26 protein-coding genes and 1 pseudogene are annotated in these 23,742 nt (G+C 70.0%); 21 read left to right on the forward strand and 6 right to left on the reverse strand.

Annotated features, from left to right (window positions below; translation table 11 throughout):
• Nucleotides 1–97 precede the first annotated feature (97 nt).
• Both aroB and aroQ read left to right on the forward strand, forming a co-directional pair.
• Entirely contained in the window at nt 98–1,165 is a 1,068-nt protein-coding gene (gene aroB / locus VE172_RS13455) for a 3-dehydroquinate synthase (RefSeq protein ID WP_349258367.1), read from the forward strand.
• Nucleotides 1,162–1,584 carry a type II 3-dehydroquinate dehydratase gene (aroQ, locus tag VE172_RS13460; protein WP_324802433.1) on the forward strand — a complete coding sequence of 141 codons (423 nt, stop codon included), beginning with the start codon at nt 1,162–1,164 and terminating at the stop codon, nt 1,582–1,584. Before aroB ends, aroQ begins: the two co-directional genes overlap by 4 nt.
• Nucleotides 1,585–1,593: 9 nt before the next feature.
• Here aroQ and VE172_RS13465 read toward each other — a convergent pair whose 3' ends face one another.
• Nucleotides 1,594–2,019 (reverse strand): SRPBCC family protein, encoded by a 426-nt coding sequence (locus tag VE172_RS13465; protein WP_324802434.1) that lies wholly within the window; start codon nt 2,017–2,019, stop codon nt 1,594–1,596.
• A 68-nt stretch (nt 2,020–2,087) separates the two neighbouring features.
• Here VE172_RS13465 and VE172_RS13470 point away from each other — a divergent pair, with 68 nt between their 5' ends.
• Both VE172_RS13470 and VE172_RS13475 read left to right on the forward strand, forming a co-directional pair.
• Nucleotides 2,088–2,561 (forward strand): MarR family winged helix-turn-helix transcriptional regulator, encoded by a 474-nt coding sequence (locus tag VE172_RS13470; protein WP_324802435.1) that lies wholly within the window; start codon nt 2,088–2,090, stop codon nt 2,559–2,561.
• A gap of 32 nt (nt 2,562–2,593) precedes the next feature.
• Nucleotides 2,594–3,109: a GNAT family N-acetyltransferase gene (locus tag VE172_RS13475; RefSeq protein WP_414715099.1), complete on the forward strand. Its 516-nt coding sequence runs from the start codon at nt 2,594–2,596 to the stop codon at nt 3,107–3,109.
• Here VE172_RS13475 and VE172_RS13480 read toward each other — a convergent pair whose 3' ends face one another.
• Nucleotides 3,110–3,730, reverse strand: coding sequence for a TetR/AcrR family transcriptional regulator (locus tag VE172_RS13480; RefSeq protein ID WP_324802437.1), 621 nt, complete (start codon nt 3,728–3,730; stop codon nt 3,110–3,112).
• 125 nt (nt 3,731–3,855) lie between these two features.
• On the opposite strand from VE172_RS13480, the gene VE172_RS13485 reads away from it, so the two are divergent.
• Entirely contained in the window at nt 3,856–4,704 is an 849-nt protein-coding gene (locus VE172_RS13485) for an SDR family NAD(P)-dependent oxidoreductase (protein ID WP_324802438.1), read from the forward strand.
• On the opposite strand, the gene VE172_RS13490 is transcribed toward VE172_RS13485, so the two are convergent.
• Nucleotides 4,694–5,920 carry a CynX/NimT family MFS transporter gene (locus tag VE172_RS13490; RefSeq protein ID WP_324802439.1) on the reverse strand — a complete coding sequence of 409 codons (1,227 nt, stop codon included), beginning with the start codon at nt 5,918–5,920 and terminating at the stop codon, nt 4,694–4,696. The two genes, VE172_RS13485 and VE172_RS13490, sit on opposite strands and share 11 nt — an antisense overlap.
• Before the next feature lie 211 nt (nt 5,921–6,131).
• Between VE172_RS13490 and efp the strand changes: the two genes are divergently transcribed.
• The 3 genes from efp to VE172_RS13505 are packed head-to-tail and all read left to right on the forward strand — an operon-like array spanning nt 6,132 to nt 7,538.
• The gene (efp, locus tag VE172_RS13495; RefSeq protein ID WP_324802440.1) at nt 6,132–6,689 is read left to right on the forward strand and encodes an elongation factor P; all 558 of its coding nucleotides are present in this window, start codon (nt 6,132–6,134) and stop codon (nt 6,687–6,689) included.
• Nucleotides 6,690–6,693: 4 nt separating this feature from the next.
• On the forward strand, nt 6,694–7,131 hold the full coding sequence (gene nusB, locus VE172_RS13500) for a transcription antitermination factor NusB (protein ID WP_324802441.1): 438 nt from the start codon (nt 6,694–6,696) through the stop codon (nt 7,129–7,131).
• A gap of 11 nt (nt 7,132–7,142) precedes the next feature.
• Nucleotides 7,143–7,538: a VOC family protein gene (locus VE172_RS13505; protein WP_324802442.1), complete on the forward strand. Its 396-nt coding sequence runs from the start codon at nt 7,143–7,145 to the stop codon at nt 7,536–7,538.
• On the opposite strand, the gene VE172_RS13510 is transcribed toward VE172_RS13505, so the two are convergent.
• The 3 genes from VE172_RS13510 to VE172_RS13520 form a co-directional block, all read right to left on the reverse strand.
• The gene (locus tag VE172_RS13510; protein ID WP_324802443.1) at nt 7,535–8,305 is read right to left on the reverse strand and encodes an SDR family NAD(P)-dependent oxidoreductase; all 771 of its coding nucleotides are present in this window, start codon (nt 8,303–8,305) and stop codon (nt 7,535–7,537) included. The genes VE172_RS13505 and VE172_RS13510 overlap by 4 nt on opposite strands.
• 88 nt (nt 8,306–8,393) lie before the next feature.
• Nucleotides 8,394–8,828, reverse strand: a complete 435-nt coding sequence (locus VE172_RS13515; protein ID WP_324802444.1) for a MarR family winged helix-turn-helix transcriptional regulator — start codon at nt 8,826–8,828, stop codon at nt 8,394–8,396.
• A gap of 100 nt (nt 8,829–8,928) precedes the next feature.
• Complete coding sequence (locus tag VE172_RS13520) at nt 8,929–9,438, reverse strand: transcriptional regulator (protein WP_324802445.1); 510 nt, start codon at nt 9,436–9,438, stop codon at nt 8,929–8,931.
• A 259-nt stretch (nt 9,439–9,697) separates the two neighbouring features.
• Between VE172_RS13520 and pyrR the strand changes: the two genes are divergently transcribed.
• From pyrR to VE172_RS13585, 13 genes and pseudogenes are all read left to right on the forward strand, one after another.
• The gene (gene pyrR, locus VE172_RS13525) at nt 9,698–10,264 is read left to right on the forward strand and encodes a bifunctional pyr operon transcriptional regulator/uracil phosphoribosyltransferase PyrR (protein ID WP_324802446.1); all 567 of its coding nucleotides are present in this window, start codon (nt 9,698–9,700) and stop codon (nt 10,262–10,264) included.
• Nucleotides 10,261–11,190 carry an aspartate carbamoyltransferase catalytic subunit gene (locus tag VE172_RS13530; RefSeq protein WP_324802447.1) on the forward strand — a complete coding sequence of 310 codons (930 nt, stop codon included), beginning with the start codon at nt 10,261–10,263 and terminating at the stop codon, nt 11,188–11,190. Before pyrR ends, VE172_RS13530 begins: the two co-directional genes overlap by 4 nt.
• Nucleotides 11,187–12,488: a dihydroorotase gene (locus VE172_RS13535; protein WP_324802448.1), complete on the forward strand. Its 1,302-nt coding sequence runs from the start codon at nt 11,187–11,189 to the stop codon at nt 12,486–12,488. Before VE172_RS13530 ends, VE172_RS13535 begins: the two co-directional genes overlap by 4 nt.
• Entirely contained in the window at nt 12,485–13,660 is a 1,176-nt protein-coding gene (gene carA, locus VE172_RS13540) for a glutamine-hydrolyzing carbamoyl-phosphate synthase small subunit (RefSeq protein ID WP_324802449.1), read from the forward strand. The genes VE172_RS13535 and carA overlap by 4 nt, the downstream gene beginning before the upstream one ends.
• Entirely contained in the window at nt 13,653–16,991 is a 3,339-nt protein-coding gene (carB, locus tag VE172_RS13545; RefSeq protein ID WP_324802450.1) for a carbamoyl-phosphate synthase large subunit, read from the forward strand. The genes carA and carB overlap by 8 nt, the downstream gene beginning before the upstream one ends.
• A gap of 11 nt (nt 16,992–17,002) precedes the next feature.
• A pseudogene (locus VE172_RS13550) lies at nt 17,003–18,031 on the forward strand (quinone-dependent dihydroorotate dehydrogenase); the annotation flags it as partial.
• 307 nt (nt 18,032–18,338) lie between these two features.
• A complete protein-coding gene (gene pyrF / locus VE172_RS13555; RefSeq protein ID WP_324802452.1) occupies nt 18,339–19,244 on the forward strand; it encodes an orotidine-5'-phosphate decarboxylase in 906 nt (301 codons plus the stop codon).
• A 170-nt stretch (nt 19,245–19,414) separates the two neighbouring features.
• A complete protein-coding gene (gene mihF / locus VE172_RS13560) occupies nt 19,415–19,738 on the forward strand; it encodes an integration host factor, actinobacterial type (protein WP_324802453.1) in 324 nt (107 codons plus the stop codon).
• 20 nt (nt 19,739–19,758) lie between these two features.
• The gene (gmk, locus tag VE172_RS13565) at nt 19,759–20,370 is read left to right on the forward strand and encodes a guanylate kinase (protein ID WP_324802454.1); all 612 of its coding nucleotides are present in this window, start codon (nt 19,759–19,761) and stop codon (nt 20,368–20,370) included.
• A gap of 35 nt (nt 20,371–20,405) precedes the next feature.
• A complete protein-coding gene (gene rpoZ / locus VE172_RS13570; protein WP_324802455.1) occupies nt 20,406–20,723 on the forward strand; it encodes a DNA-directed RNA polymerase subunit omega in 318 nt (105 codons plus the stop codon).
• A 5-nt stretch (nt 20,724–20,728) separates the two neighbouring features.
• Nucleotides 20,729–21,940 carry a bifunctional phosphopantothenoylcysteine decarboxylase/phosphopantothenate--cysteine ligase CoaBC gene (gene coaBC, locus VE172_RS13575; protein WP_324802456.1) on the forward strand — a complete coding sequence of 404 codons (1,212 nt, stop codon included), beginning with the start codon at nt 20,729–20,731 and terminating at the stop codon, nt 21,938–21,940.
• Between the two features lie 67 nt (nt 21,941–22,007).
• Entirely contained in the window at nt 22,008–23,198 is a 1,191-nt protein-coding gene (gene metK / locus VE172_RS13580) for a methionine adenosyltransferase (RefSeq protein WP_324802457.1), read from the forward strand.
• 145 nt (nt 23,199–23,343) lie between these two features.
• Nucleotides 23,344–23,742 (forward strand): MerR family transcriptional regulator (locus tag VE172_RS13585; RefSeq protein ID WP_324802458.1); only part of this gene is annotated, 399 nt, incomplete at its 3' end.

Below are 23,742 nucleotides of genomic sequence, written 5' to 3' on the forward strand. Positions count from 1 at the left end.
CGACCGGCGCCGTCCCTTGTACACCGAGGTCGCCGACTACACCGTGGCCACCGACGATGCCGGTGCCGCGGCCGTCGCCGACGAGCTCGCGGGCTGGCTGGGCGCCCCGCTCACGGTCACCGTCGGCGGCGAGCGCCCGTATCCGGTCGTCATCGGCCGTGACGCGACCATCGCGCTGTCCGACCATCTCGCGGGCGCCTCGCGCGCCGCGATCGTCCATGCCGCGCCCCTGGCCGAACACGCGCGAAAGATCGCAAGATATATCGATGACGAGGTAAAGACCACGCTCATCGAGGTCCCCGACGCCGAGGCCGGCAAGGGCATCGACGTGGCCGCCTCCTGCTGGGATCGCCTCGGCCGCGAGGGATTCACGCGCAACGACCTCGTCATCGGCGTCGGCGGGGGAGCGGTCACCGACCTGGCCGGGTTCGTGGCCGCGTGCTGGCTGCGCGGCGTGGACGTGGTGCAGCTGCCGACGTCCCTGCTCGGGATGGTCGACGCCGCCGTGGGCGGCAAGACCGGCGTCAACACCGCCAGCGGCAAGAACCTCGTCGGCGCGTTCCACCCGCCCCGGGCCGTCCTGTGCGATCTGAGCACGATGGACACACTCCCCGCCGCCGATCGCGTCGCGGGCCTCGCCGAGGTCATCAAGTGCGGCTACATCGCCGACACCGGGATTCTCGACGCCATCAACGACAACCCCGACGCCGCGACGGATCCCGCCGCGCCGCTGCTGGCCGACCTGGTCCGGCGCGCGGTCGCCGTCAAGGCCGAGGTGGTGGCGGGCGACCTGAGGGAATCGGGTCGGCGCGCCATCCTCAACTACGGACACACCTTCGCCCACGCCATCGAGAAGGTGGAGAACTACCGCTGGCGCCACGGCGACGCCGTCGCGGTCGGCATGGTCTACGCGGCCGCGCTCGGCCGTCTCACCGGACGCGCCGACCTGGTCGATCCCTTGCGCGCCACCCTGAACCGCGTCGGCCTGCCGGTGACCTACCGGGGCGGCGACTGGGGGGCACTGCTGGCGGCGATGCGGGTCGACAAGAAGGCCGTCGGCGACACGATTCGCTTCGTCCTGCTCGACGCGCTCGCCCGTCCGGTTATTGTGGACGATGTGACGCCCGAGCAGATGCTCGCCGCCTACCGGGAGGTCTCGACGTGACCGTCTACGTTCTCAACGGACCCAATCTGAACCGGCTGGGCACCCGCGAGCCCGAGATCTACGGCACCACCACCTACGCCGACCTGGCGCTGCTGTGCGAGGCGGCCGCCCGCCGCCTCGGTCTGGACGTCGCGGTCCGCCAGACCAACGCCGAGGCCGAGATGCTCGCCTGGCTCCACGCCGCCGCCGACGCGGGCGCCGACGTGGTCCTCAACGCCGCGGCCTGGACCCACACCTCGATCGCGATCGGTGACGCCTGCGCCATGCTCACGGGCCGCCTCATCGAGGTGCACATCTCCAACGTCTACAAGCGAGAGTCGTTCCGCCATCACTCCTATGTGTCCCCCCACGCCGACGGCGTCGTCATCGGTTGCGGCGTGGACGGCTATCGGTTGGCCCTGGAGCACCTCGCGGTCTGAGGTCTGGCGTCACCGCGCCGACGCGGCGGCCACGCGTTCGAGGGCGGCGCAGCTGATCGGCCAGTCGGCGCGGATCCGCCGCGCGAAGTGCAGGCGGAACACCGCGGTGAGCGGTCCGCGCGCCCGCATGGTGCGGGTGCACCGGATCCGGCCGTCTCCCAGCGGTTCGTAGCCGGTCACCCCGATCAATTCCCCGCCCGGGAGCGGGCTGGTCGACGTCCATGCGCGCCCCGGCGTCACCGCGGTGATGGTCCAGTCGGCGGCGGGGGCGCCGCGCGGTTTCGACCACCCGGACGATCCGGGGGCGAAGGGCCCGTCCAACCGCGCGGCCCGCTCGTGGGGGTCCCAGCTCGGCCATTTCTCGACGTCGGTGACGACGCGCCAGACGGCCTCGGGGTCGGCGGTGATGACGGCCCGGGCGCTGAACTCGAACACGAGATCCTCCTTGTTGTCGCGACAACAAAGACAATAGACTGTCGCTACGACAACCGATGGGGGAGCACATGGGTGACGCCGCGCCGGGACCGCGCGGGCCGCTGATGAGCCCGACCTTCTGGCTGCACCACGCCGCCCTGGCGGTGCGGCGGCGCGCCGAGGCCGGGCTGCGACCCATCGGCCTGACCTACCCGCAGTTCTGTCTACTGGGGGCGATCGGCTGGCTGAGCGCGACCGAGCGGCCCCCCACCCAACAGCGGGCGGCCGACCTGGCCGGGGCGGACCGCATGATGACGTCGAAGCTGGTCGGGACCCTTTGCGCGCGTGGGCTCGTGGCGCGCCAGGACGATCCGGGCGACGCCCGCGCGCGGCGGCTGCGCCTCACGCCGGAGGGTCGCGCCGTCACCGACGAGGCGGTCCGGCTGATGGCCGAGGTGGACGCCGAGGTGTTCGGCACCGGCGCCGACCGCGAGCGACATCGGCAACGGCTTCGCGCCATCGCCGAGGACGGGTCACCGAGCCGGGAGGATGCATCGACGTGACCACCGAACGCGTCGTTGTCGACGCACCGCACGTGTGGACCGAGCCGAAGCGGCAGGCCGAGCTCGCGAGGTCGGCGCACCGGTTGCTGGCGGATCTGGTGTCGGGCGGCGCGGCACTGGGTTGGGTCGATCCACCGTCGGTGGACGAGGTGACTGACCTGCTCGACGACGTCGTCCACGCGGCGAGGTCGGGCGACGCCGCCCTACGGGTGGCCTATCGGGACGGTCGGCTCGCCGGACTCGGGTACTGGCGGCGCTACGCCCGGCCCACCCATCGGCCACACGCCGATCTGGAAAAACTCGCCGTGGACGCCGACGCGCACGGGCGCGGCATCGGCCGGGCGCTGACCGCGGCCCTCATCGAGGACGCGCGGTCGGCGGGCATCGAGGTGCTCACCCTCGACGCGCGGGGAGACAACGTCACGGCCCTGGGGCTGTACCGCGCGCTGGGCTTCACCGAATACGGACGCCTGGCCGACTTCGTCGCCGTGGGGCAAGCCCGCTACGACAAGGTCCTGTACATGCGGGACCTTCGCCGACAGGCTTGATCAGGTCGTCGGGAACGCCTTGACGAAGGTGGACACCGCGTCGCGGGCGATCCCGCGCAGCTCGGTGCGGGGGATCGTGCGGGTCCCGAACCGGGAGCGGGATTCGATCGGCCCGGATAGCAGCGCCGTGAACTGCTCGGCCGCGAGTTGGGGGTCGTCGACGCGGATCCGCCCGGCGAGTGCCAATCGGGCCAGCTTGTCTCCCAGGGTCCGCGTGACCTGGCGGGACACCCGGTCGTAGACGACGCCGAGGAGGTCGGAGAATTGCTCTGGTTCGGACGACAGCAACCGACGCAGCGCCCGGGAGGAGTCGGCGCAATAGCATTCGGCCAAGCCCAGGCCCACCCTTCGCAACGCGGCGGCGATGTCCTCGCGCGCCTCGTCCAGTAGCCCGATCACCCGCAGATTGTTGGTGAGCGCGGCATCGGACAGGTCGGTGATCGCTTGGCGAAACAGGGTTTCCTTGTCACCGAAATGGTTGTACACAGTGGCCTTGGCGACGCCGGCCGCGGCGGCGATGTCCTCGACACGCGCCTGGTCGTATCCGTCGCGGGCGAACACGGAGAAGGCCGCGGCCATGACGGCCTGGCGTTTGTCGAGCCGTCCGCGTCTCGTCTCCATTGGCACCGCATCATCGTATGTCGGCATCAAGAGATGAGAATCACCTGGCCATAAATTTAGACTCACGAGTATAAATTGCTAGCCTCAAAAGTCAACACTGATGGCAGGAAATCGGAGGAGAAGTCATGCGGCACATCGTGATCACCGGGGGCACCGACGGCTTGGGACGGGCGCTGGGCCTGGAGTGCCTGCGCCGCGGCGACGAGGTCACCGTCGTCGGCAGCAGCGAACCCAAGGGGCGGACGTTCCTCGCGGCCGCCGCCGAGCTCGGCGCCGCGCAACGGGCGACCTTCATGCGCGCCGACCTGAGTCTGGTGGCCGAGAACCGCCGCGTCATCTCCGAGCTCGCCGCGCGACTGGCCACGGTGGACGCCCTGGTGCTGTGCGCCCGGTACTTTCGCGCGACGCGACACAGCACCAGCGAGGGCTTCGAGTCCACCTTCGCGCTTTTCCACCTGAGCCGCTTCCTGTTCACCCACGGTCTGGCGTCGCGGCTGGCCAAGTCCCGTGACGGGGTGATTCTCGACCTCGCCGGGCCCGGCGGGCCGCTGTCGCATATGAACTGGGAGGACCCGCAGTTCGTCCACGGCTATCGGCCCCAAGCCGTGATGGCGCAATGCGGCAAGCTCAGCGACCTCAACGCCGTCGCTTTCGCCGGGCGCCACCGCGACAGCCCGATCCGCTATGTGCTGCTGCACCCGGGTCTGACCCTGACGGGCTTCACCGGACAGTACGACGCCGACAGCGCCGCGATGCTGGCCGACATGAAGCGGCGTGCCCAGCCCGTCGATGCCGGAGTGAAACGCATGACGCGGCACCTCGACAACCCGTCCACGGTGCCGCTGGCCGCGTTCACACAAGACACCGAAGTGGACGTGGCCACAGAGGCGTTCGACGCCCGGGCCGCCGAACGGCTCCATCGGCTGACCGTGGACATGCTGGCTGGGGCCGGGTGCGCGGAACCTAGGCCGTAGCCACTTCGTCCTCGACGAATCGGGGCCGGGTCACCTGCCACGCCGCCACGGCGTGCGTCACGGCGGCGATGCCCAGCAGGACGAACGGCGCCGTCCAGCCGCCGGTGAGGTCCAGCAGGACGCCGACCAGGACGGGGCCGATTCCGGCGATCAGGTAGCCGCCGCTTTGGGTGAACGCCGAGATGGCGGCGGTTCCCGCGTGGGTGCGGGCGCGCAGAGCGAACAGCGTGAGCATCAACGGGAAGGTCCCCATGCCCACGGCCACCGCCAGCAGGCCGATCCAGGCCACGGCCGAGTGGCCGCCGACCAGCAGCAGGGGCATGCCGACGACGTAGCCGCCGACCAGCACCGCCAGGACGCCGCGCTGTTGCCGCAGCCGGGCGGCCAGCAGCGGGACCACAATGGAGATCGGGATCGACACCGCCGTGAAGATCCCCAGCATCAGCCCGGCCTGGGTGGAGCTGAAACCGTGGTCGCGCAACAGTTCGGGCAGCCAACCGAACATGATGTAGGCGATCATGGACTGGGCGCCGAAGGCGATCATCATCGTCCAGCCGAAGCGGCTGCGCGCCAGGCCGCGCACCGGCCGGGTCGGCTCGGCGTCGGCGTTGCCGGGCCTGGCGGTGGAGCGGGTGAGGAACCAGGGGATCAGTGCGATCAGCGCGGGCACCGCCCACATCGCCAGGGCGGGGCGCCAGGAGTCGCCGAAGAGATGGGCGGCGGGGACGGTGAGGCCGGCGGCCAGCATGGTGCCCACGGCCAGTGAGGTGCTGTACGCCGTGGTCATGGCGCCGACGCGGTTCGGGTAGTGGCGCTTGACCACCGCGGGCAGCGCCACGTTGGCGACCGCGCCCCCGGCCAGGGCGGCGGCGCTGGCGATGAGGAACACCACCTCGGAGTCCACCGTGGACCGCACGACGAGCCCGATGACCATGAGGGCCAGGGCGTCCAGCATCACGATGCGCTCGCCGAAGCGGCGCGACAGGGCGGGGGTGAGTCCGCCGAAGATCCCGAAGCCGATCACCGGCAGCGTGGTGAGGACCCCGGCGACCGAGTCGGTCATGCCGAGGGAGCGCTCGATCTCGTCCAGCAGCGGGCCGACGCTGGTGACGGCGGTGCGCATGTTGAACGCGGCCAGGAGCACCCCGGCGGTGATGATCCACGTGATGGTGCCTCGGGTGGGGGAGGTGCGCTCAGCGGTGGTGACTGCGGTCATGTCGGGTGCGACCTTCTACGTGTGGGGCGTGGAAGGGCGCCCACAACGGGTGGCATCCACGACGCCGCACCATAACGCCGCGGGGGACGGTGATCTTCCCCGGCGGCGCCGAATGTGGTCAGTGTCAAACCGGGGCGCGGGGTCGCCCGGCAGTGTCGGTACACTTGCCTGTCGCCTTCCCAACGAGACCCGAAAGAGGCCGGACTTACGCATGGCATCCACGAACGATCTGAAAAACGGCATGGTGCTGAGCCTGGACGGCGTGCTGTGGACCGTCGTGAAGTTCCAGCATGTCAAGCCCGGTAAGGGCGGCGCGTTCGTGCGCACCACGCTGAAGAACGTGTTGTCGGGCAAGGTGGTCGACAAGACCTTCAACGCGGGCACCAAGGTGGACACCGCGACCGTCGACAAGCGGACGATGCAGTACCTGTACGCCGACGGCGAGGACTTCGTGTTCATGGATCTGGAGACCTACGACCAGATCAATGTCACCGGCGCCACCATCGGCGACAACGCCAACTACCTGCTGCCCGAGGCCGAGGTGACCGTCGGTCTGCACGAGTCGAAGCCGCTGTTCGTGGAGCTGCCGGCGTCGGTGGACCTCGAGGTCACCCACACCGAGCCCGGTCTGCAGGGCGATCGTTCCTCCGGTGGCACCAAGCCCGCCACCGTCGAGACCGGCGCGCAGGTGCAGGTTCCGCTGTTCATCACCACCGGTGAGAAGATCAAGGTGGACACCCGTGACGGCAAATACCTTAGTCGCGCCTGAAGCCGTGTCCGACAAGACTTTGGCGGCGTTCCCCGCCCGGCGCAAGGCCCGCAAGCGGGCCGTGGACGTGCTTTACGAGGCGGAGCAGCGCGACGAACCCATCATGCGTGTGCTGTCGGAGCGGCAGCAGCTGGCGGCCCGGGACCCACAGATGCCCGGCATCCCCGAGTACGCCGCCACCCTCGTGGAGGGCGTGGCCGATCACCTCGACGAGGTGGACGACGCCATCGCCGCCAGCCTGAAGGGCTGGCAGCTGGACCGGGTGGCCGCGGTGGACCGCAACATCCTGCGGGTGGCGGCCTTCGAGCTGCGGTACCGCGAGGACGTGGACACCCCGGTGGCCATCAGCGAGGCGATCAAGATCGCCGAGGTGCTGTGCGCCGACGATTCCCCGGCCTTCATCAACGGCGTGCTGCAAAGCGTCGCCACGGCCGGCGGCTGACAGGCGTCCGGGTGTCCAAGATCACCGGGATACATCATCTCGCGCTGTCGGTGTCCGATCTGGACCGCAGCATCGCCTGGTACGGCGACGTCCTGGGGCTGTCGGTGGACAAGCGCTGGCAGGCCGAGGGCATGGACAAGGCGAAGCTGTCCGACGCCGACGGCGGCCTCGTGGTGATCCTCGTCGACCACCGCGCCGCGGCGCGGGACGGGGACTTCAGCGAGCGCCGCGTCGGCCTGGATCACGTGGGCCTCGGCGTCGCCGACCGCGCGGCGCTGGAGGAGTGGCGGGATCGCTTGGACGCCAAGCGGATCCCGCACGACGGCATCAAGCCCGGCTCGACCGGCGACCTGATCGCCTTCCGCGACCCCGATGATCTGCCGCTGGAGTTCTACACCGTGGGCTAGATCCCACCGGTGACGTTGACGGTGTCTCCGGTGATGTTGCCGTTGGCGGCCGAGCACAGGAACACGATCGCCCGCGCGACGTCGTCGGGTGTGGACAATCGCCCCGTGGGGGTCCTGGCGATCTGGGCGTCGCGGGCGGATTGGGGCATCGCCGCGAGGTTGTGTTCGGTGACCGTCAGGCCCGGCGCCACGATGTTGACCAGGATGTCGCCCCCGAGCTCGGCGATCAGCCCGTTCGCCAGTCCCGATATCGATGCCTTGGCGGCGCCGTAGATGCCCAGACCGGGGTGGCCGGGGCCGCGGTGCCGCGCCACGTCCGAGGAGACCAGCACGATGCGGCCGTCCGCGCGCCCGCGCATCGCCGGCAGCGCCGCCTGCATGAGCGCGATCATGCCCTCGGTGTTGGGGCGCCACAGGTCCGTCCATTCGGACACCGGGACGTCCTCGAAGTGCCGGTCGGGGTCGGGGAGCCGGTCGGGCCAGCGCACCGCGTTGGCGACCAGGCCGTCGATGCCGCCCCAACGGTCTCGCACCGCGGCCACGGCCTCGGCGATCGTGTCGGGATCCGACAGGTCCATCCGCAACGCGAGTCCGTGGCCGCCGGCGGCGGCGATCTCGGCGACCGCGGCTTCGGCGGCGTCGCGTCGTGCGCGATAGGTCAGTGCGACGCGGGCACCCTCGGCGGCGAAGGCCAGCGCGGTGGCGCGCCCGATGCCGCGCGAGGCGCCGGTGACGACGACGACCTTGTCCAGCAATCCCAGATCCATGAATAAAGTCCTTAGTGGAGAGTGTGCGGATTCCTAAGCCAGCTTAGCATTTTACTAAGCCTGCTTAGTGAATCTCTCCGCGGGAGGCTTACGTCGCGGACTCGCCGCGCAGCGATCGACCCATGCGCCCCAACAACTCCACCAACTGGCGCGCCTCTTCGGGGCTGAGCAGGGCGACGGCCTCGGCCTGCAAGTCGGCCATCTCCCTGGTGATGGGTTCGCGCAGCTCGCGACCGGTGTCGGTGAGCCAGGTCCGGATCCTGCGACGATCGCGCGGATCGGGCTCCCGATGAACCAGCCGCGCCGCCTCCATGCGGCTCAGCGCGCGGGTGAGCGTGGCCGCCTCCACCCCGATGCGCCGGGACAGCTCGCTGGGGGTGAGGCCGTCCTCCTGCCACAGGCATTCGAGCACGAACTGCTGTCCGACATGGACGTTGTAGCCGCTCAGCCGCCGTTCGGTGGAGGCCTTGGCCGCCCTGGACACCTCGGTGAAGCGTTCCCACACCTGCTTGGCAACCGTCACGCCTCGACGCTACACAATCGGTGAGGGCGACAATGCCCCCGCACGTCACGCGACGTGCGGGGGCATCGACGTTTGTGTCCCGGCCTTGAGAAGGGGTGCCTTAGTCGGCTTCCTTCTGCTCGGCGAAGAACTTCGCCGGGTCGGCGATCAGGACGCCGAGGTCGCTGAGCTTCTCGATCAGGTCGGACGGCGTGGTGTCGTAGATGATGGCGAGTGCGGTCAGGTCGTCCGCGCGGATCGACAGGACGCGTCCATTGTAGTCACCGCGGCGCTGCTGGATGCCGCGCGCGTAACGGGCTACGTGGGTGAGCTCCGGCGAACTGTGGTCGTACAGGGCCGCCAGGTCGAGGGTGAGCTTGCTGCCGGGTTCGACCGGAAGCGGGGCACCATCGGGAAGCAGCTCGGCGACCGGCACGCGGTAGAACGTCGCCAGCTCGGCTAGGCGCGCGACGGTAATGGCGCGGTCGCCACGCTCGTACGAGCCGATGACGACGGCCTTCCACTTTCCACCTGACTTGTCTTCCACGCCCTGCAGGGATAGTCCCTGCTGGATGCGGATGTCCCGCAAGCGGTTGCCGAGAAATTTCGCGTACTCGGGTGTTGAAGCCATTCGATGCACTCCAGGTTTAGGGGGTGGTGTAACCGGTTTCTGGCTACGCAGCGTGACTCTAGGCGATGGATGATGGGGGCGCAAGTGGGGGTCCGGCTAAATTTCACTAAGCGTGATCGACATTTGCCCCTAAATGCGGTCATATTGGACAGTTGTTCCTTACTCTGGGTTGATCTCACGGCGTTCCAAAGCCCTGTACCATGTGCGGCGGCCATTCTTTTAACGGACCGTCCCGTGAGGCGGGGAAGGAGAGGTCGATATGGCAGTGCCTGCCCACGACCCCCCGACGCAGGGGCAGCGGATTCTCACCCGATCCGACATCGCCCGCGTCGTCGATCGCATCGCCCATCAGATTCTCGAAAAGACCCACGGCGCAGCGGATACGGTGCTGCTGGGCATACCCACCCGGGGTGTCCCCCTGGCGCGGCGGCTGGCCTCGCGCATCGCCGCCTTCGAGGGGCGGTCGGTGCCACACGGCAGCCTCGACGTCACCCTCTACCGCGACGATCTGCGGATCCGCCCGGCGCGTCCGCTGGGCCCCACCGATCTCCCCGAATCCGGCGTCGACGACCAGCGCGTGATCCTCGTCGACGACGTGCTCTATTCCGGACGGACGGTGCGCGCCGCCCTCAACGCCCTGTACGACCTGGGCCGTCCGGCCCAGGTGCAGCTGGCGGTCCTGGTGGACCGCGGGCACCGACAGTTGCCGATCCGCGCCGACTATGTGGGCAAGAACATACCCACGTCCCAGGCGCAGTCGGTGGCCGTGCGGCTCAGCGAGCACGACGACACCGACGCGGTGTTGCTGATGGACGGTGAGGCATGATCGAGCACCTGTTGTCCTGCGACGACCTGGACGCCGAATCGGCGACCCTGATCCTCGACACCGCCGCCCAGATGGCCCACGCCATGAGCGGCCGCGAGGTCCGCAAGCTTCCGACCCTGCGGGGACGCACCGTCGTCAACCTGTTCTATGAGGACTCCACCCGCACCCGGGTGTCCTTCGAGGCCGCCGCCAAGCGGCTGTCGGCCGACGTGGTCACGTTCTCCGCCAAGGGATCCAGCGTCAGCAAGGGCGAGAGCCTCAAGGACACCGCGCTCACCCTGCAGGCGATGGGCGCCGACGCCGTGGTGGTGCGCCACCCGGCCTCGGGCGCGCCGCACCGGCTCACCGGCTGGCTGGACGGGGCCGTGCTCAACGCCGGCGACGGCACCCACGAGCACCCCACCCAGGCCCTACTGGACGCCTACACCATGCGCTCCCACCTGGGACGCCTCGAGGGGCTGCGGGTGGCCATCGTCGGCGACATCCTGCACAGCCGGGTGGCACGCTCCAATGTGTCCCTGCTGCGCACCTTCGGCGCCGAGGTCACCCTGGTCGCGCCGCCCACGCTGCTGCCGGTGGGCGTCGACACCTGGCCGGTGGACGTCAGCTACGACTTCGACGCGGTGCTGTCGCGCCTGGACGTGGTGATGATGCTGCGGGTCCAGGCCGAGCGCATGAACGCCTCGTTCTTCCCGTCGGCGCGGGAGTACACCCGCCGCTACGGGCTGGACGCCCACCGCATGTCCCGGCTGCCGGAATCGGCGCTGGTCATGCACCCCGGTCCGATGAACCGGGGCATGGAGATCGCCGCGTCGGTGGCCGACTCCGCCCGTTCGGTCATCGTGGACCAGGTCGCCAACGGCGTCTCGGTGCGGATGGCCGCGCTGTATCTGTTGCTGTCGGGACACAAGGGAGGAGCGGCGTGACCAGCTGGCTTATCAAGGGCGCCAACCTGTTGGGTAGGGAAACCGTCGATGTCCTCATCGACGACGGCACCGTCCGCGAGGTCGGCGCGATCGGCGCCAGGCCCGGCTCGCGCGTCGTCGACGCCGACGGCCAGGTCCTGCTGCCCGGCCTGGTCGACCTGCACACCCACCTGCGCGAACCCGGGCGCGAGGACGCCGAGACCGTCGCCTCGGGTTCCCGGGCGGCGGCCCTGGGCGGCTACACCGCCGTGTGCGCCATGGCCAACACCGACCCGGTCGCCGACACCGCCGGCGTCGTGGAGCAGGTGTACAGCCTGGGCCAGGCCGCCGGATACGTTGACGTGCAACCCATCGGAGCCGTCACCGTCGGCCTGGCGGGCCAGCGCCTCGCCGAGCTGGGCGCCATGGCCTCCTCGGCGGCGAAGGTGCGGGTCTTCTCCGACGACGGCCACTGCGTCTCCGACGCCCGGCTGATGCGCCGCGCCCTGGAGTACGTGAAGGCCTTCGACGGGGTCATCGCGCAGCACGCGCAGGAACCGTCGCTGACCGCCGGTGCCCAGCTGCACGAGGGCGCGGTGGCCGCGAAGCTCGGCCTCACCGGGTGGCCCGCCGTCGCCGAGGAGGCGATCATCGCCCGCGACGCGCTGCTGGCCGGGCACGTCGGCTCCCGCCTGCACGTCTGCCATGTCTCCACCGCCGGAAGCGTCGACATCCTGCGCTGGGCCAAGTCCTCGGGCTGGAACGTCACCGCCGAGGTGTGCCCGCATCACCTGCTGCTGACCGACGCGCTGGCCACCACCTACGATCCGGTGTACAAGGTGAACCCTCCACTGCGGACACAATCCGACGTGGACGCGCTGCGCGCGGGCCTGGCCGAGGGCGTCATCGACATCGTCGCCACCGACCACGCCCCGCACACCACCGAGGACAAGGAATGCGAGTGGGCCGCCGCGCCCCCGGGCATGCTCGGGCTGGAGACGGCGCTGGGCGTGGTCGGCGAGACCATGGTGGCCACCGGACTCATCGACTGGGACGGCGTGGCCGAGCGGATGAGCCGCCGCCCCGCCCGCATCGCCGGGCTGGACCGCCACGGCCACGACCCCGCGCCCGGCGTGACCGCCAACCTCACCCTCGTCGACCCCGGCGCCGCCTGGACGGTGGACCCCGCCGCCCTGTCGGGCCCGAGCCGCAACACGCCGTTTCGCGGGATCACCCTGTCGTCCAAGGTGACCACGACATTCTTCAATGGACAACCGACCGTGCTCGAGGGCGCGCTGACCGAGGGGAGCAAGCGGTGAGCCCGAAACGCGCACCCGCGATTCTGGTGCTGGAGGACGGACGCGTCTTCGAAGGCGAGGCGTTCGGCGCCGTGGGCGAGACCTTCGGCGAGGCGGTGTTCGCCACCGGCATGACCGGCTACCAGGAGACCCTCACCGACCCGTCCTACCACCGCCAGGTGGTCGTGCAGACCACCGCGCACATCGGCAACACCGGCGTCAACGCCGCCGACGAGGAGTCGCGGCGGATCTGGGTGGCGGGCTACGTCATCCACTCCGCCGCCCGCGTGGTCTCCAACTGGCGGGCCACCCGCGGCCTGGAGGACGAGCTGGCGGTCCAGGGCGTGGTCGGCATCTGCGAGGTCGACACCCGCGCGCTGACCCGCCACCTGCGCTCCGGCGGCGCGATGCGCTGCGGCATCTCGAGCCTCGACACCGATCCGAAGGCGCTGCTGGCGAAGGTGAAGGCGTCGCCGTCCATGGCCGGCGCCAACCTGCTGGACGAGGTGACCTGCGCCGAGCCGTACGTGGTGCCCGCCAACGGGCAGCGGCGCTTCACCGTGGCGGCCCTGGACTTCGGCATCAAGCGCAACACGCCGCGCCGGATGGCCGAGCGCGGCATCGAGACCCACGTGCTGCCCGCCTCGTCCACCTTCGACGACATCGCCGCCGTCAACGCCGACGCGGTGTTCCTGTCCAACGGCCCCGGCGACCCGGCGACCGCCGACCACCAGGTCGCGGTGCTGCGCGAGCTGCTCGCCCGCCGGATCCCGGTGTTCGGCATCTGCTTCGGCAACCAGATCCTGGGCCGCGCCCTGGGACTGTCCACATTCAAGTTGAAGTTCGGTCACCGGGGCATCAACCAGCCCGTGCGCGACGAGACCACCCGAAAGGTCGAGATCACCGCGCACAACCACGGCTTCGCGGTCGGCCTGCCGAGCCGCGAACATGAGCACAGCGCCGTGGGCCCGCCCGCGGGCGAGACGGCGGCGGGGGCGGAGTTCGACACCGAGTTCGGCCGGGCGCGCGTCAGCCACATCTGCCTCAACGACAACGTGGTCGAGGGACTGTCGTGTATGGACATACCCGCCTTTTCCGTCCAGTACCACCCGGAAGCCGCCGCGGGACCGCACGACGCGGACTACCTGTTCGACCGGCTCACTGAGATGATCGGGGACAACATCAGTGCCTAAACGCGACGACATCAATCACGTCCTGGTGATCGGGTCCGGCCCGATCGTCATCGGCCAGGCATGCGAATTCGACTATTCGGGAACCCAGGCCTGCCGCGTGCTGCGCTCCGAGGGCATCCGGGTCAGCCTGGTCAACTCCAATCCCGCCACCATCATGACCGACCCCGAGTTCGCCGACGCGACCTATGTGGAGCCCATCACGCCGCAGTTCGTCGAGCAGGTCATCGCCCGCGAACGCCCCGACGCGCTGCTGGCCACCCTGGGCGGCCAGACCGCGCTCAACACCGCCATGGCCCTGCACGCGGCCGGCACCCTCGACAAGTACGGCGTCGAACTCATCGGCGCCGACATCGACGCCATCCAGCGCGGCGAGGACCGCCAGCGCTTCAAGCGGGTGGTGGCCACCGCCGGGGGAGAGGTGCCTCGCAGCGCCGTGTGCCACTCCATGGACGAGGTGCGCGCCACCGTCGCCGAGCTCGGCCTGCCCGTGGTCGTGCGTCCCAGCTTCACGATGGGCGGCCTGGGATCCGGCATGGCGCACACCATGGACGACCTCGACCGCATCGCCGGCAGCGGCCTGTCCGAAAGCCCCACCTCCGAGGTCCTCATCGAGGAGAGCGTCCTGGGCTGGAAGGAGTTCGAGCTGGAGCTGATGCGCGACCGCAACGACAACGTCGTGGTGGTGTGCTCCATCGAGAACATCGACCCCATGGGTGTCCACACCGGAGACTCCGTCACCGTCGCCCCGTCCATGACGCTCACCGATGTGGAGTATCAGCGGATGCGCGACATGGGCATCGCGGTGCTGCGCGAGGTCGGCGTCGACACCGGCGGCTGCAACATCCAGTTCGCCATCAACCCCGCCGACGGCCGCATGGTCGTCATCGAGATGAACCCGCGGGTGTCGCGCTCCTCGGCGCTGGCCTCCAAGGCGACGGGTTTCCCGATCGCCAAGATCGCCGCCCGCCTGGCCATCGGCTACACGCTGGACGAGATCCCCAACGACATCACCCGCGCCACGCCGGCGGCCTTCGAGCCCGCGCTGGACTACGTGGTCGTCAAGGTGCCGCGCTTCGCCTTCGAGAAGTTCCCCGGGGCCGACGCCTCCCTGACCACCACCATGAAGTCGGTGGGCGAGGCCATGGCGCTGGGCCGCAGCTTCGGCGAGGCGCTGCAAAAGGCGATGCGCTCCGCCGAGACCTCGATGCCCGGGCTGTGGACCCGCCCCGACCCGGAGAACGTGTCGCTTCAGGCCAGCCTGGAGTCGCTGCGCACCCCGCACGACGGCTGGCTCTACACCGCCGAGCGCGCCCTGCGCCAGGGCGCCACGGTGGCCGACGTGGCCGCCGCGTCCGGCGCCGACCCGTGGTTCGTCGACCAGCTGGCGGGCCTGACCCAGATGCGCGACGACGTCGCCGGGGCCACCGTGCTGGATCGCGCGCTGCTGCGGCGCGCCAAGCGCGCGGGTCTGTCCGACCGGCAACTGGCGGCCCTGCGGCCCGAGTTCGCCGGTGAGGACGGGATTCGCCGCCTGCGGCACCGGCTCGGCCTGCACCCGGTGTACAAGACCGTCGACACCTGCGCCGCCGAGTTCGCCGCCGACACCCCCTACCACTATTCGTCCTATGAGGACGAGACGGAGGTGGCGCCGAGCGACCGCCCCAAGGTGATGATCCTGGGCTCCGGCCCCAACCGGATCGGCCAGGGCATCGAGTTCGACTACTCGTGCGTGCACGCCGTGGCGGCCCTGCGCGAGGTCGGCTTCGAGACCATCATGGTCAACTGCAACCCCGAGACGGTGTCCACCGACTACGACACCGCCGACCGGCTCTACTTCGAACCGTTGACACTGGAGGACGTGCTCGAGGTCTACCACGCCGAGCACGACAGCGGCACCGCCGCCGGCGGCCCCGGCGTGGTGGGCGTGGTCGTGCAGCTCGGCGGCCAGACCCCGCTGGGACTGGCCCGCGCCCTGACCGCCGCGGGGCTGCCCGTCGTGGGCACCCCCGCCGACAGCATCCACCTGGCCGAGGACCGCGGCGCCTTCTCCAAGATCCTGTCCAAGGCCAACCTCCCCGCTCCCAAACACGGCACCGCCTCCACCTACGCCGAGGCCAAGGCGATCGCCGCCGAGATCGGCTACCCCATCCTGGTGCGACCGTCCTATGTGCTGGGCGGCCGGGGCATGGAGATCGTCTACGACGACTCCCGGCTCCAGTCGTACATCACCCGCGCCACCGACATCAGCCCCGAACACCCGGTGCTGGTGGACCGGTTCCTCGACGACGCCATCGAAATCGACGTCGACGCCCTGTGCGACGGCACCGAGGTGTACCTCGGCGGCATCATGGAGCACATCGAGGAGGCCGGAATACACAGCGGCGACTCCTCCTGTGCCCTGCCGCCCATCACCCTGGGCTCGGGCACCATCGCCACCATCCGCGGCCACACCGAGGCGCTGGCCCACGGCATCGGGGTGCGCGGCCTGCTCAACGTCCAGTACGCGCTTAAGGACGACGTGCTGTACGTGCTGGAGGCCAACCCGCGCGCCAGCCGCACCGTGCCGTTCGTGTCCAAGGCCACCGGCGTCTCGCTGGCCCGGGCCGCCACCCGCGTCATGATGGGCGCCTCGATCGCCACCCTGCGCGCCGAGGGGCTGCTGCGCCCGCACGGCGACGGCGGCGATCTTCCGTCCGACGCCCCCATCGCCGTCAAGGAGGCGGTGCTGCCGTTCAAGCGGTTCCGCACCGTCGAGGGGCGCGGCATCGACGCCCTGCTGGGCCCGGAGATGAAATCGACCGGCGAGGTGATGGGCATCGACGCGGCCTTCGGGCACGCCTTCGCCAAGGCCCAGATGGCCACCTACGGCGCCGTTCCCGACGGCGGCAAGGTGTTCGTGTCCGTGGCCGACCGCGACAAGCGCGCCGTGGTGTTCCCCGTGAAGCGCCTGGCCGACCTGGGATTCACCGTCTACGCCACCTCCGGAACCGGCGACGTGCTGCGGCGCCACGGCATCGAATACACCCCGGTGCGCCGCCACAGCGACGAACACCCCGACCCCGCGCTGCGCGACGCCGTCGAGCTGATCGGGTCCGGCGAACTGTCCCTGGTGATCAACACTCCGGCCGGGTCAGCGGGGGTGCGCACCGACGGTTACGAGATCCGCAGCGCGGCGGTCGTCGTTGACACCCCGTGCATCACTACCATCCAGGGGGCCGCGGCGGCGGTTATGGGCATCGAGGCGATGATGCGAGGGGACGTGACCGTTCGTCCGCTACAGGAGCTGCACGCCGCGATGGATGCCGCGTCCCCCACGCGGCACCGCGACTGAAGGAATTGAGGATGTTTTACCGACGCATGGTCCGCCCCTGGCTGTTCCGGATGGGCCGCGGCGACCCCGAAGTCGCACACGAACGCACCGTGGGCATGTTGGCCGACGCCAAGCCGTGGATGCTGTCGTCGATGTCGAAGCTGTACTCGGTGTCCGACCCCCGGCGGGTCTTCGGCATCGAGTTCCCCAACGCCGTGGGACTGGCCGCGGGCATGGACAAGGACGGCGCCGCCACCGCGGCCTGGCCCAGTCTCGGTTTCGGCTTCGTCGAACTGGGCACCGTCACCTGGCGCGCCCAGCCCGGCAACCCGCGCCCCCGCCTGTACCGGCTGCCGGAATCCAAGGCGCTGATCAACCGGATGGGCTTCAACAACAACGGCGCCCAGGCCCTGGCCGCCGAGCTCGGGCGCGGACCCAAACCCGAGGTCCCGATCGGCATCAGTCTCGGCAAGTCCAAGGCCACGCCCCTGGAGCACGCCGTCGACGACTACCTGGCGTCCTTCACCGCCCTGTACCGCTACGGCGACTATTTCGCCGTTAACGTCTCCTCACCGAACACCCCTGGCCTGCGTACCCTGCAGGACGCCGAGGCGCTGACGACCATCCTGCGGGCCCTGGTGGCCGAGGCGTCGCACCTGTCGGGAGGCCGCGCGGGCAAGCCGATCCTGGTGAAGATCGCCCCGGACCTCACCGAGCCGGCCATCGCCCAGGCCCTGGAGGTGTGTTACTCGTGTGGCGCGGCCGGGGTCATCGCCGCCAACACCACCCTGGCGCGGGACGGCGTGGCGCCCAGCGAGAACGCCAAGGCCGCGCAGTCCGGTGGCCTGTCGGGCAAGCCGTTGCTGCGCATCACCGAGGCGATCGTCAAGTTCGTGCACCGCGAGACCGGCGGCAAGCTGCCGATCATCGGCGTGGGCGGCATCGGCTCTCCCGGCGACGCGCTGCGGCTGATGGACGCCGGGTCCAGCCTGGTGCAGGTGTTCACCGGGCTGGTCTACAACGGACCGAGCCTGGTGCGGCGCTCGGCCCGGGCGATCCGCAAGGCCGAGGCCGGCCCGCCACCGCCGCCGACCCGGCCGCGCTCGGCACCGCGACCGCACCCCCAGCCCCAGCCTCAGCCCCAACCGCGCGACGACTACCGCTCCACACAGGACTCCTACGAGCGGGACGATTTCCGTCAACCCCCCGATGCCTACGGCCGCGACGACTACCGCCAACAGCAGGGCGGATACCCCGGCGACGACTATCGCCAGCCGCCCGACGACTACCGCCGGGGCGGATACCCCCCCGACCCCCACCCCGACGACGGCTACCCGCAAGGCGGCCACCCCCAAGGAGGAACCCGCCATGGGTATTGACGCACCCTTCGGTGCCCGAGCCGCCAAGGCGCTGGCCAAACGCGGCCCGCTGTGCGTCGGCATCGACCCGCACTCCCAGCTGTTGCGCGCCTGGGGGCTGGACGACACCGTCGCCGGCGCCGAACGCTTCGCCATGACCATGGTGGAGGCGCTGGCCGGCCAGGTGGCGTTCATCAAGCCGCAGTCGGCGTTCTTCGAGCGCTTCGGCTCGGCGGGCATCGCGCTGCTGGAACGCGTCATCGCCGCGGCCCGCCACGGCGGGTCCCTGGTGATCGTGGACGCCAAGCGCGGCGACATCGGCTCCACCGCGTACGCCTACGCGCAGGCGTACCTGGACCCGTCGTCGCCGCTGGCCGGCGACGCGGTCACCGCCAGCCCCTTCCTCGGCGTGGGTTCGCTGCGCCCGATGTTCGACATGGCCGCCGCCCATCACCGCGGCGTGTTCGTGCTGGCGTTGACGTCCAACCCCGAGGGCGTGCAGGTGCAGCGGGCCCGCCGCAAGGACGGCCGCACCGTCGCGCAGTCGATCATCGACGAGATCGGCGACGCCAACGCCGACACCGAACCCATGGGTTCTTTGGGCGTCGTGGTGGGCGCGACCGTGGGCGCCGCCCGCGGTGAGCAGGACTCGCGCGGGTACGGAGTCACCCACTCTGCCGTCCAAACGGGTGAGACGGCTCACGATCTTTCGGCCCTCAACGGCCCCATCCTGGTGCCGGGCATGGGCACGCAGGGTGGCAAACCCGAGGATCTGCGGCGCGTTTTGGGCACCGCCGCCAGCCAGGCGATCCCCTCGTATTCGCGTGAAATCGCACGTCACGGGCCATCCGCGCCCGGTTTGAGGCAGGCCGCATCCCAGGCTGGAGACCAATGTAGACAGCAACTCGGCCGGTGAACTGAGGCAACGCCTGAGACAAGAGGGGACCACCCCGCGTGGTGGCGTATTTGGACGTGTGGTTACGTTGCCCGCGCTGGGTTAAAAAACCAGCGTGTGTCGAGGGACCGGCCAGTTCGGGCCCGAGGCGCAGTCCTAAATCAACCAAGACAATCACCCTAGGAGACCCCGTGCCGCTCCCGTCTCTTACGCCAGAGCAGCGCGCCGCCGCCCTTGAGAAGGCCGCCGCCGCACGCAAGGCCCGCGCTGAGCTGAAAGAGAAGCTCAAGACCGGTGAGCTGTCGCTGGGCGACGTGCTTGCCGCCGCGTCCAAGGACGACATCGCCGGAAAGATGAAGGTGTCGGCCGTGCTGAAGGCCCTTCCGGGAATCGGTGACAAGCGCACCGTCCAGATCATGGAGAAGCTGAAGATCGCCGACAGCCGCCGTCTGCGTGGCCTCGGTGAGCATCAGCGTCAGGCGCTTCTTGCCGAGTTCGCTGGCGGCGACGCTTAGGCGTCCGGTAGAAAAAACACGTGAGCTTTGACGACCACCGCCCACCGGCGGCACGCCTGACGGTGCTATCTGGCCCTTCGGGTGTCGGCAAAGGGAGCGTGAAGGCGCTCATCCGAGAGCGATACCCCTGGGTATGGTTCTCGGTGAGCGCCACCACACGCGCACCTCGACCGGACGAAATACCCGGATTCCACTACCACTACTACGAGCGCAGCCATTTCGAGAAGCTCGCCGCCGACGGCCAGTTCCTCGAATGGGCGCAATACGCCAACAATCTGTATGGCACTCCACGGGGACCCATCGAGGAACGACTGGCGGCCGGGCTTCCCGCCGTCACCGAAGCCGACCTCCAGGGCGCCCGCCAAATCCGCAAGGCCATGCCCGAGGCCCGGCTGGTGTTCCTGGGGCCGCCGTCGTGGGACGAGCTGGTGCGCCGGCTCACCGGACGCGGCACCGAGGACTCCGAGACGATCAAGCGCCGCCTGGCGCTGGCGCGCGAGGAACTGGCCGCGGAATCGGAGTTCGACTACACAGTGGTCAACTATTCCGTCGAGCAGGCCACCGAGGAGCTGGTAGGCTTGCTCGGTTCGCCGGTTGAGCCGCCCGCGGCGTGCCCGGCGACACGTCCTTAGAACAATCACCGAGAAACCGAAAGTGCTGGAAGCGCGTGTCTGGAACTGTCGCCGATCCCACCGGAATCACCAAGCCGCCGATCGATGACCTGCTGGAGAAATCCAAGTCCAAGTACCAGCTGGTGATCTACGGAGCCAAGCGGGCCCGTCAGATCAACGCCTACTACAGCCAGCTCGGGGAGGGCCTGCTCGAGTACGTCGGGCCGCTGGTGGAAACCACCCCGCAGGAGAAGGCGCTGTCGATCGCGCTGCGTGAGATCGACCAGGATCTGCTGGTCACCGAGCCGCTGCCGGACGTCCCGGCCGCGCCGGAGGGCAACGGCATTCCCGCGGTCGAGACCGACATCATCTGATAGCGATGGCTGCCAACGGCGATGCCCCACCCGAGGTGATTCTCGGGGTATCGGGTGGCATCGCCGCCTACAAGGCGTGCGAGCTGTTGCGCCTGTTCACCGAGTCGGGGCATGCCGTCACCGTGGTGCCCACGCCCGCGGCGTTGACGTTCGTGGGCGCGGCCACCTGGGAGGCCCTGTCGGGCCGCGAGGTCGCCACCGGCGTCTTCGCCAACGTCGCCGAGGTGCCGCACGTGCGGCTGGGCCGCGCCGCGCGGCTGGTCGTGGTGGCCCCGGCGACGGCGGACCTGTTGGCCCGCGCCGCCTCGGGCCGCGCCGACGACCTGTTGACCGCGACGCTGCTGACGGCGCGATGTCCCACCCTGTTCATTCCCGCGATGCACACCGAGATGTGGGAACACCCCGCCACGCTGGACAACGTGGCGGCGCTGCGGCGGCGCGGCGCGATCGTCGCCGAACCCGCCAGCGGGCGCCTCACCGGCACCGACACCGGCAGGGGCCGGCTTCCCGAACCGTCCGAAATCTTCGCCACCGCCACCCGGATGCTGGCCCGCGGAAACGCCAAGCCCGACCTGGCGGGGCGCCGGGTCGTGGTGACCGCCGGCGGCACCCGCGAACCTCTGGACCCGGTGCGCTACATCGGAAACCGCTCCAGCGGCAAGCAGGGCTACGCCATCGCCCGGGCCGCGGTGGCCCGCGGCGCCCGCGTCACGCTGATCGCCGCCAACGTGTCCCTGGACCCGGTGGCCGGATCCGACCTGGTGACCGTGGAGACCACGGAGCAGCTGCGCGAGGCCGCTCGAACCGCCGCGCGCGACGCCGACGCGGTGGTGATGGCCGCCGCGCCCGCCGACTTCCGGCCCGCGAGCTATTCGCCGGTCAAGATCAAGAAGACGTCCACCGACGGCGATCTCACGCTGCGGCTCACCCCCAACGGCGACATCGCCGCCGAGCTCGGTGCCTCCAAACCGTCGGGGCAGAAGCTCGTGGTGTTCGCCGCCGAGACCCACGACGCCACGGACCACGCCCGCGCCAAACTGACCGCCAAGAACGCCGACCTGGCCGTGCTCAACGAGGTCGGCGGCGGCAAGGCGTTCGGCACCGACGACAACACCGTGACCCTCCTGCGCCCCGACGGATCCACCACCCGGCAACCTCCGGCCACAAAGGATGATGTGGCGGACGTTATCTGGGACGAGGTGGTACGGCTGTGGTAGATCCAAGTGCCTGAATAGCCACGGTTAGACTCGGGGCGTCCGCATTACCCACCAGTCTAGGAGCATCGTGGCAGGCCGCCTTTTCACCTCGGAATCCGTCACCGAGGGACACCCCGACAAGATCGCCGACCAGATCAGCGACGGCATCCTCGACGCCCTGCTCACCGAGGACCCCACGAGCCGGGTGGCCGTGGAGACCCTCATCACCACCGGCCAGGTCCACGTCGCCGGTGAGGTCACGACCAGCGGATACGTTGACATTCCCACGATCGTGCGCGAGACCATCCTCAACATCGGCTACGACTCGTCCAAGAAGGGCTTCGACGGGGCGTCCTGCGGCGTGAGCATCTCGATCGGCTCCCAGTCGCCGGACATCGCCCAGGGCGTGGACAAGGCGCTGGAGTCGCGCGAGGACTCCCGCGACCACGACGAACTCGACCTGCAGGGCGCCGGCGACCAGGGCATGATGTTCGGCTTCGCGTGCAGCGAGACCCCCGAGCTGATGCCGCTGCCGATCGCGCTGTCCCACCGGCTGTCCCACCGCCTGTCGCTCGTGCGCAAGGACGGCACCGTCCCGTACCTGCGCCCCGACGGCAAGACCCAGGTGACCATCGAGTACGACGGCCTGAAGCCGGTGAAGCTGCGCACCGTCGTGGTGTCCAGCCAGCACGCCGCCGACATCTCGCTGGACTCGATGATGGCCCCCGACGTCGCCGAGCACGTGGTCGCCCCCGAGCTGGCCGCCCTCGACATCGACACCAGCGACTACCAGCTGCTGGTGAACCCGACCGGGCGCTTCGAGGTGGGCGGCCCGATGGGCGACGCGGGGCTCACCGGCCGCAAGATCATCGTCGACACCTACGGCGGCTACGCCCGCCACGGCGGCGGCGCCTTCTCCGGCAAGGACCCGTCCAAGGTGGACCGTTCGGCGGCGTACGCGATGCGGTGGGTCGCCAAGAACGTGGTCGCCGCGGGCCTGGCCGAGCGCTGCGAGACCCAGGTCGCCTACGCCATCGGCAAGGCGCACCCGGTGAGCGTCCGCGTGGAGACCTTCGGGACCGAAAACGCGCCCGTCGACAAGATCGAGGAGGCCATCTCCAAGGTCTTCGATCTGCGCCCGGCCGCGATCATCCGCGACCTGAATCTGCTGCGGCCCATCTACCGCCAGACCGCCGCCTACGGTCACTTCGGACGCGAACTGCCCGAGCTGACCTGGGAGACCGCCAACAAGGTGGAAGCCCTCAAGGCGGCGATCTAGCGCTTCGGTGCCCTGAACGACCGATGCACCCGCCGGCGGCGTTGCCCTCGTCGCACGTGTCCTCACACGAGCTCCTCGGGCGCCGTGCCGGCGAACACATCCGCCTGTTCAAGGCACGGGTGCGGGGCGCGCCATACTTGGCGGCGTGTTCGGTATCGGAGACTTCGCGCGGCTGGGCCGGGTGTCGGTGCGCATGTTGCGGCACTACGACGCGCTCGGCCTGCTGCCGCCGTCCCGTGTGGATGAATCGACCGGGTATCGGTACTACTCGGCCGAGCGCCTGGCCCGGCTCAACCGGCTCGTGGCGCTGAAGGACCTCGGGTTCTCGCTGCGCGAGGTCGAGCAGCTGCTGGACGAGTCGGTGCCTCCGGCACGGCTGGAGGAGTTGCTGCGGCAGCGGCGCGCCGACCTCGAGGCCACCATCGCCGCCGACCGGTCGCGGCTGGCGGAGGTGGGGCGACGGCTGCGGGCGATCGCCGCCGAGGGCGCCGCGCCGCGACGCGACGTCGTGGTGCGGGACCTGCCGCCGGTTCGCCTGGCGGAG

The organism is Stackebrandtia sp. (assembly GCF_035643755.1).
Taxonomy (GTDB): Bacteria; Actinomycetota; Actinomycetes; order Mycobacteriales; family Micromonosporaceae; genus Stackebrandtia.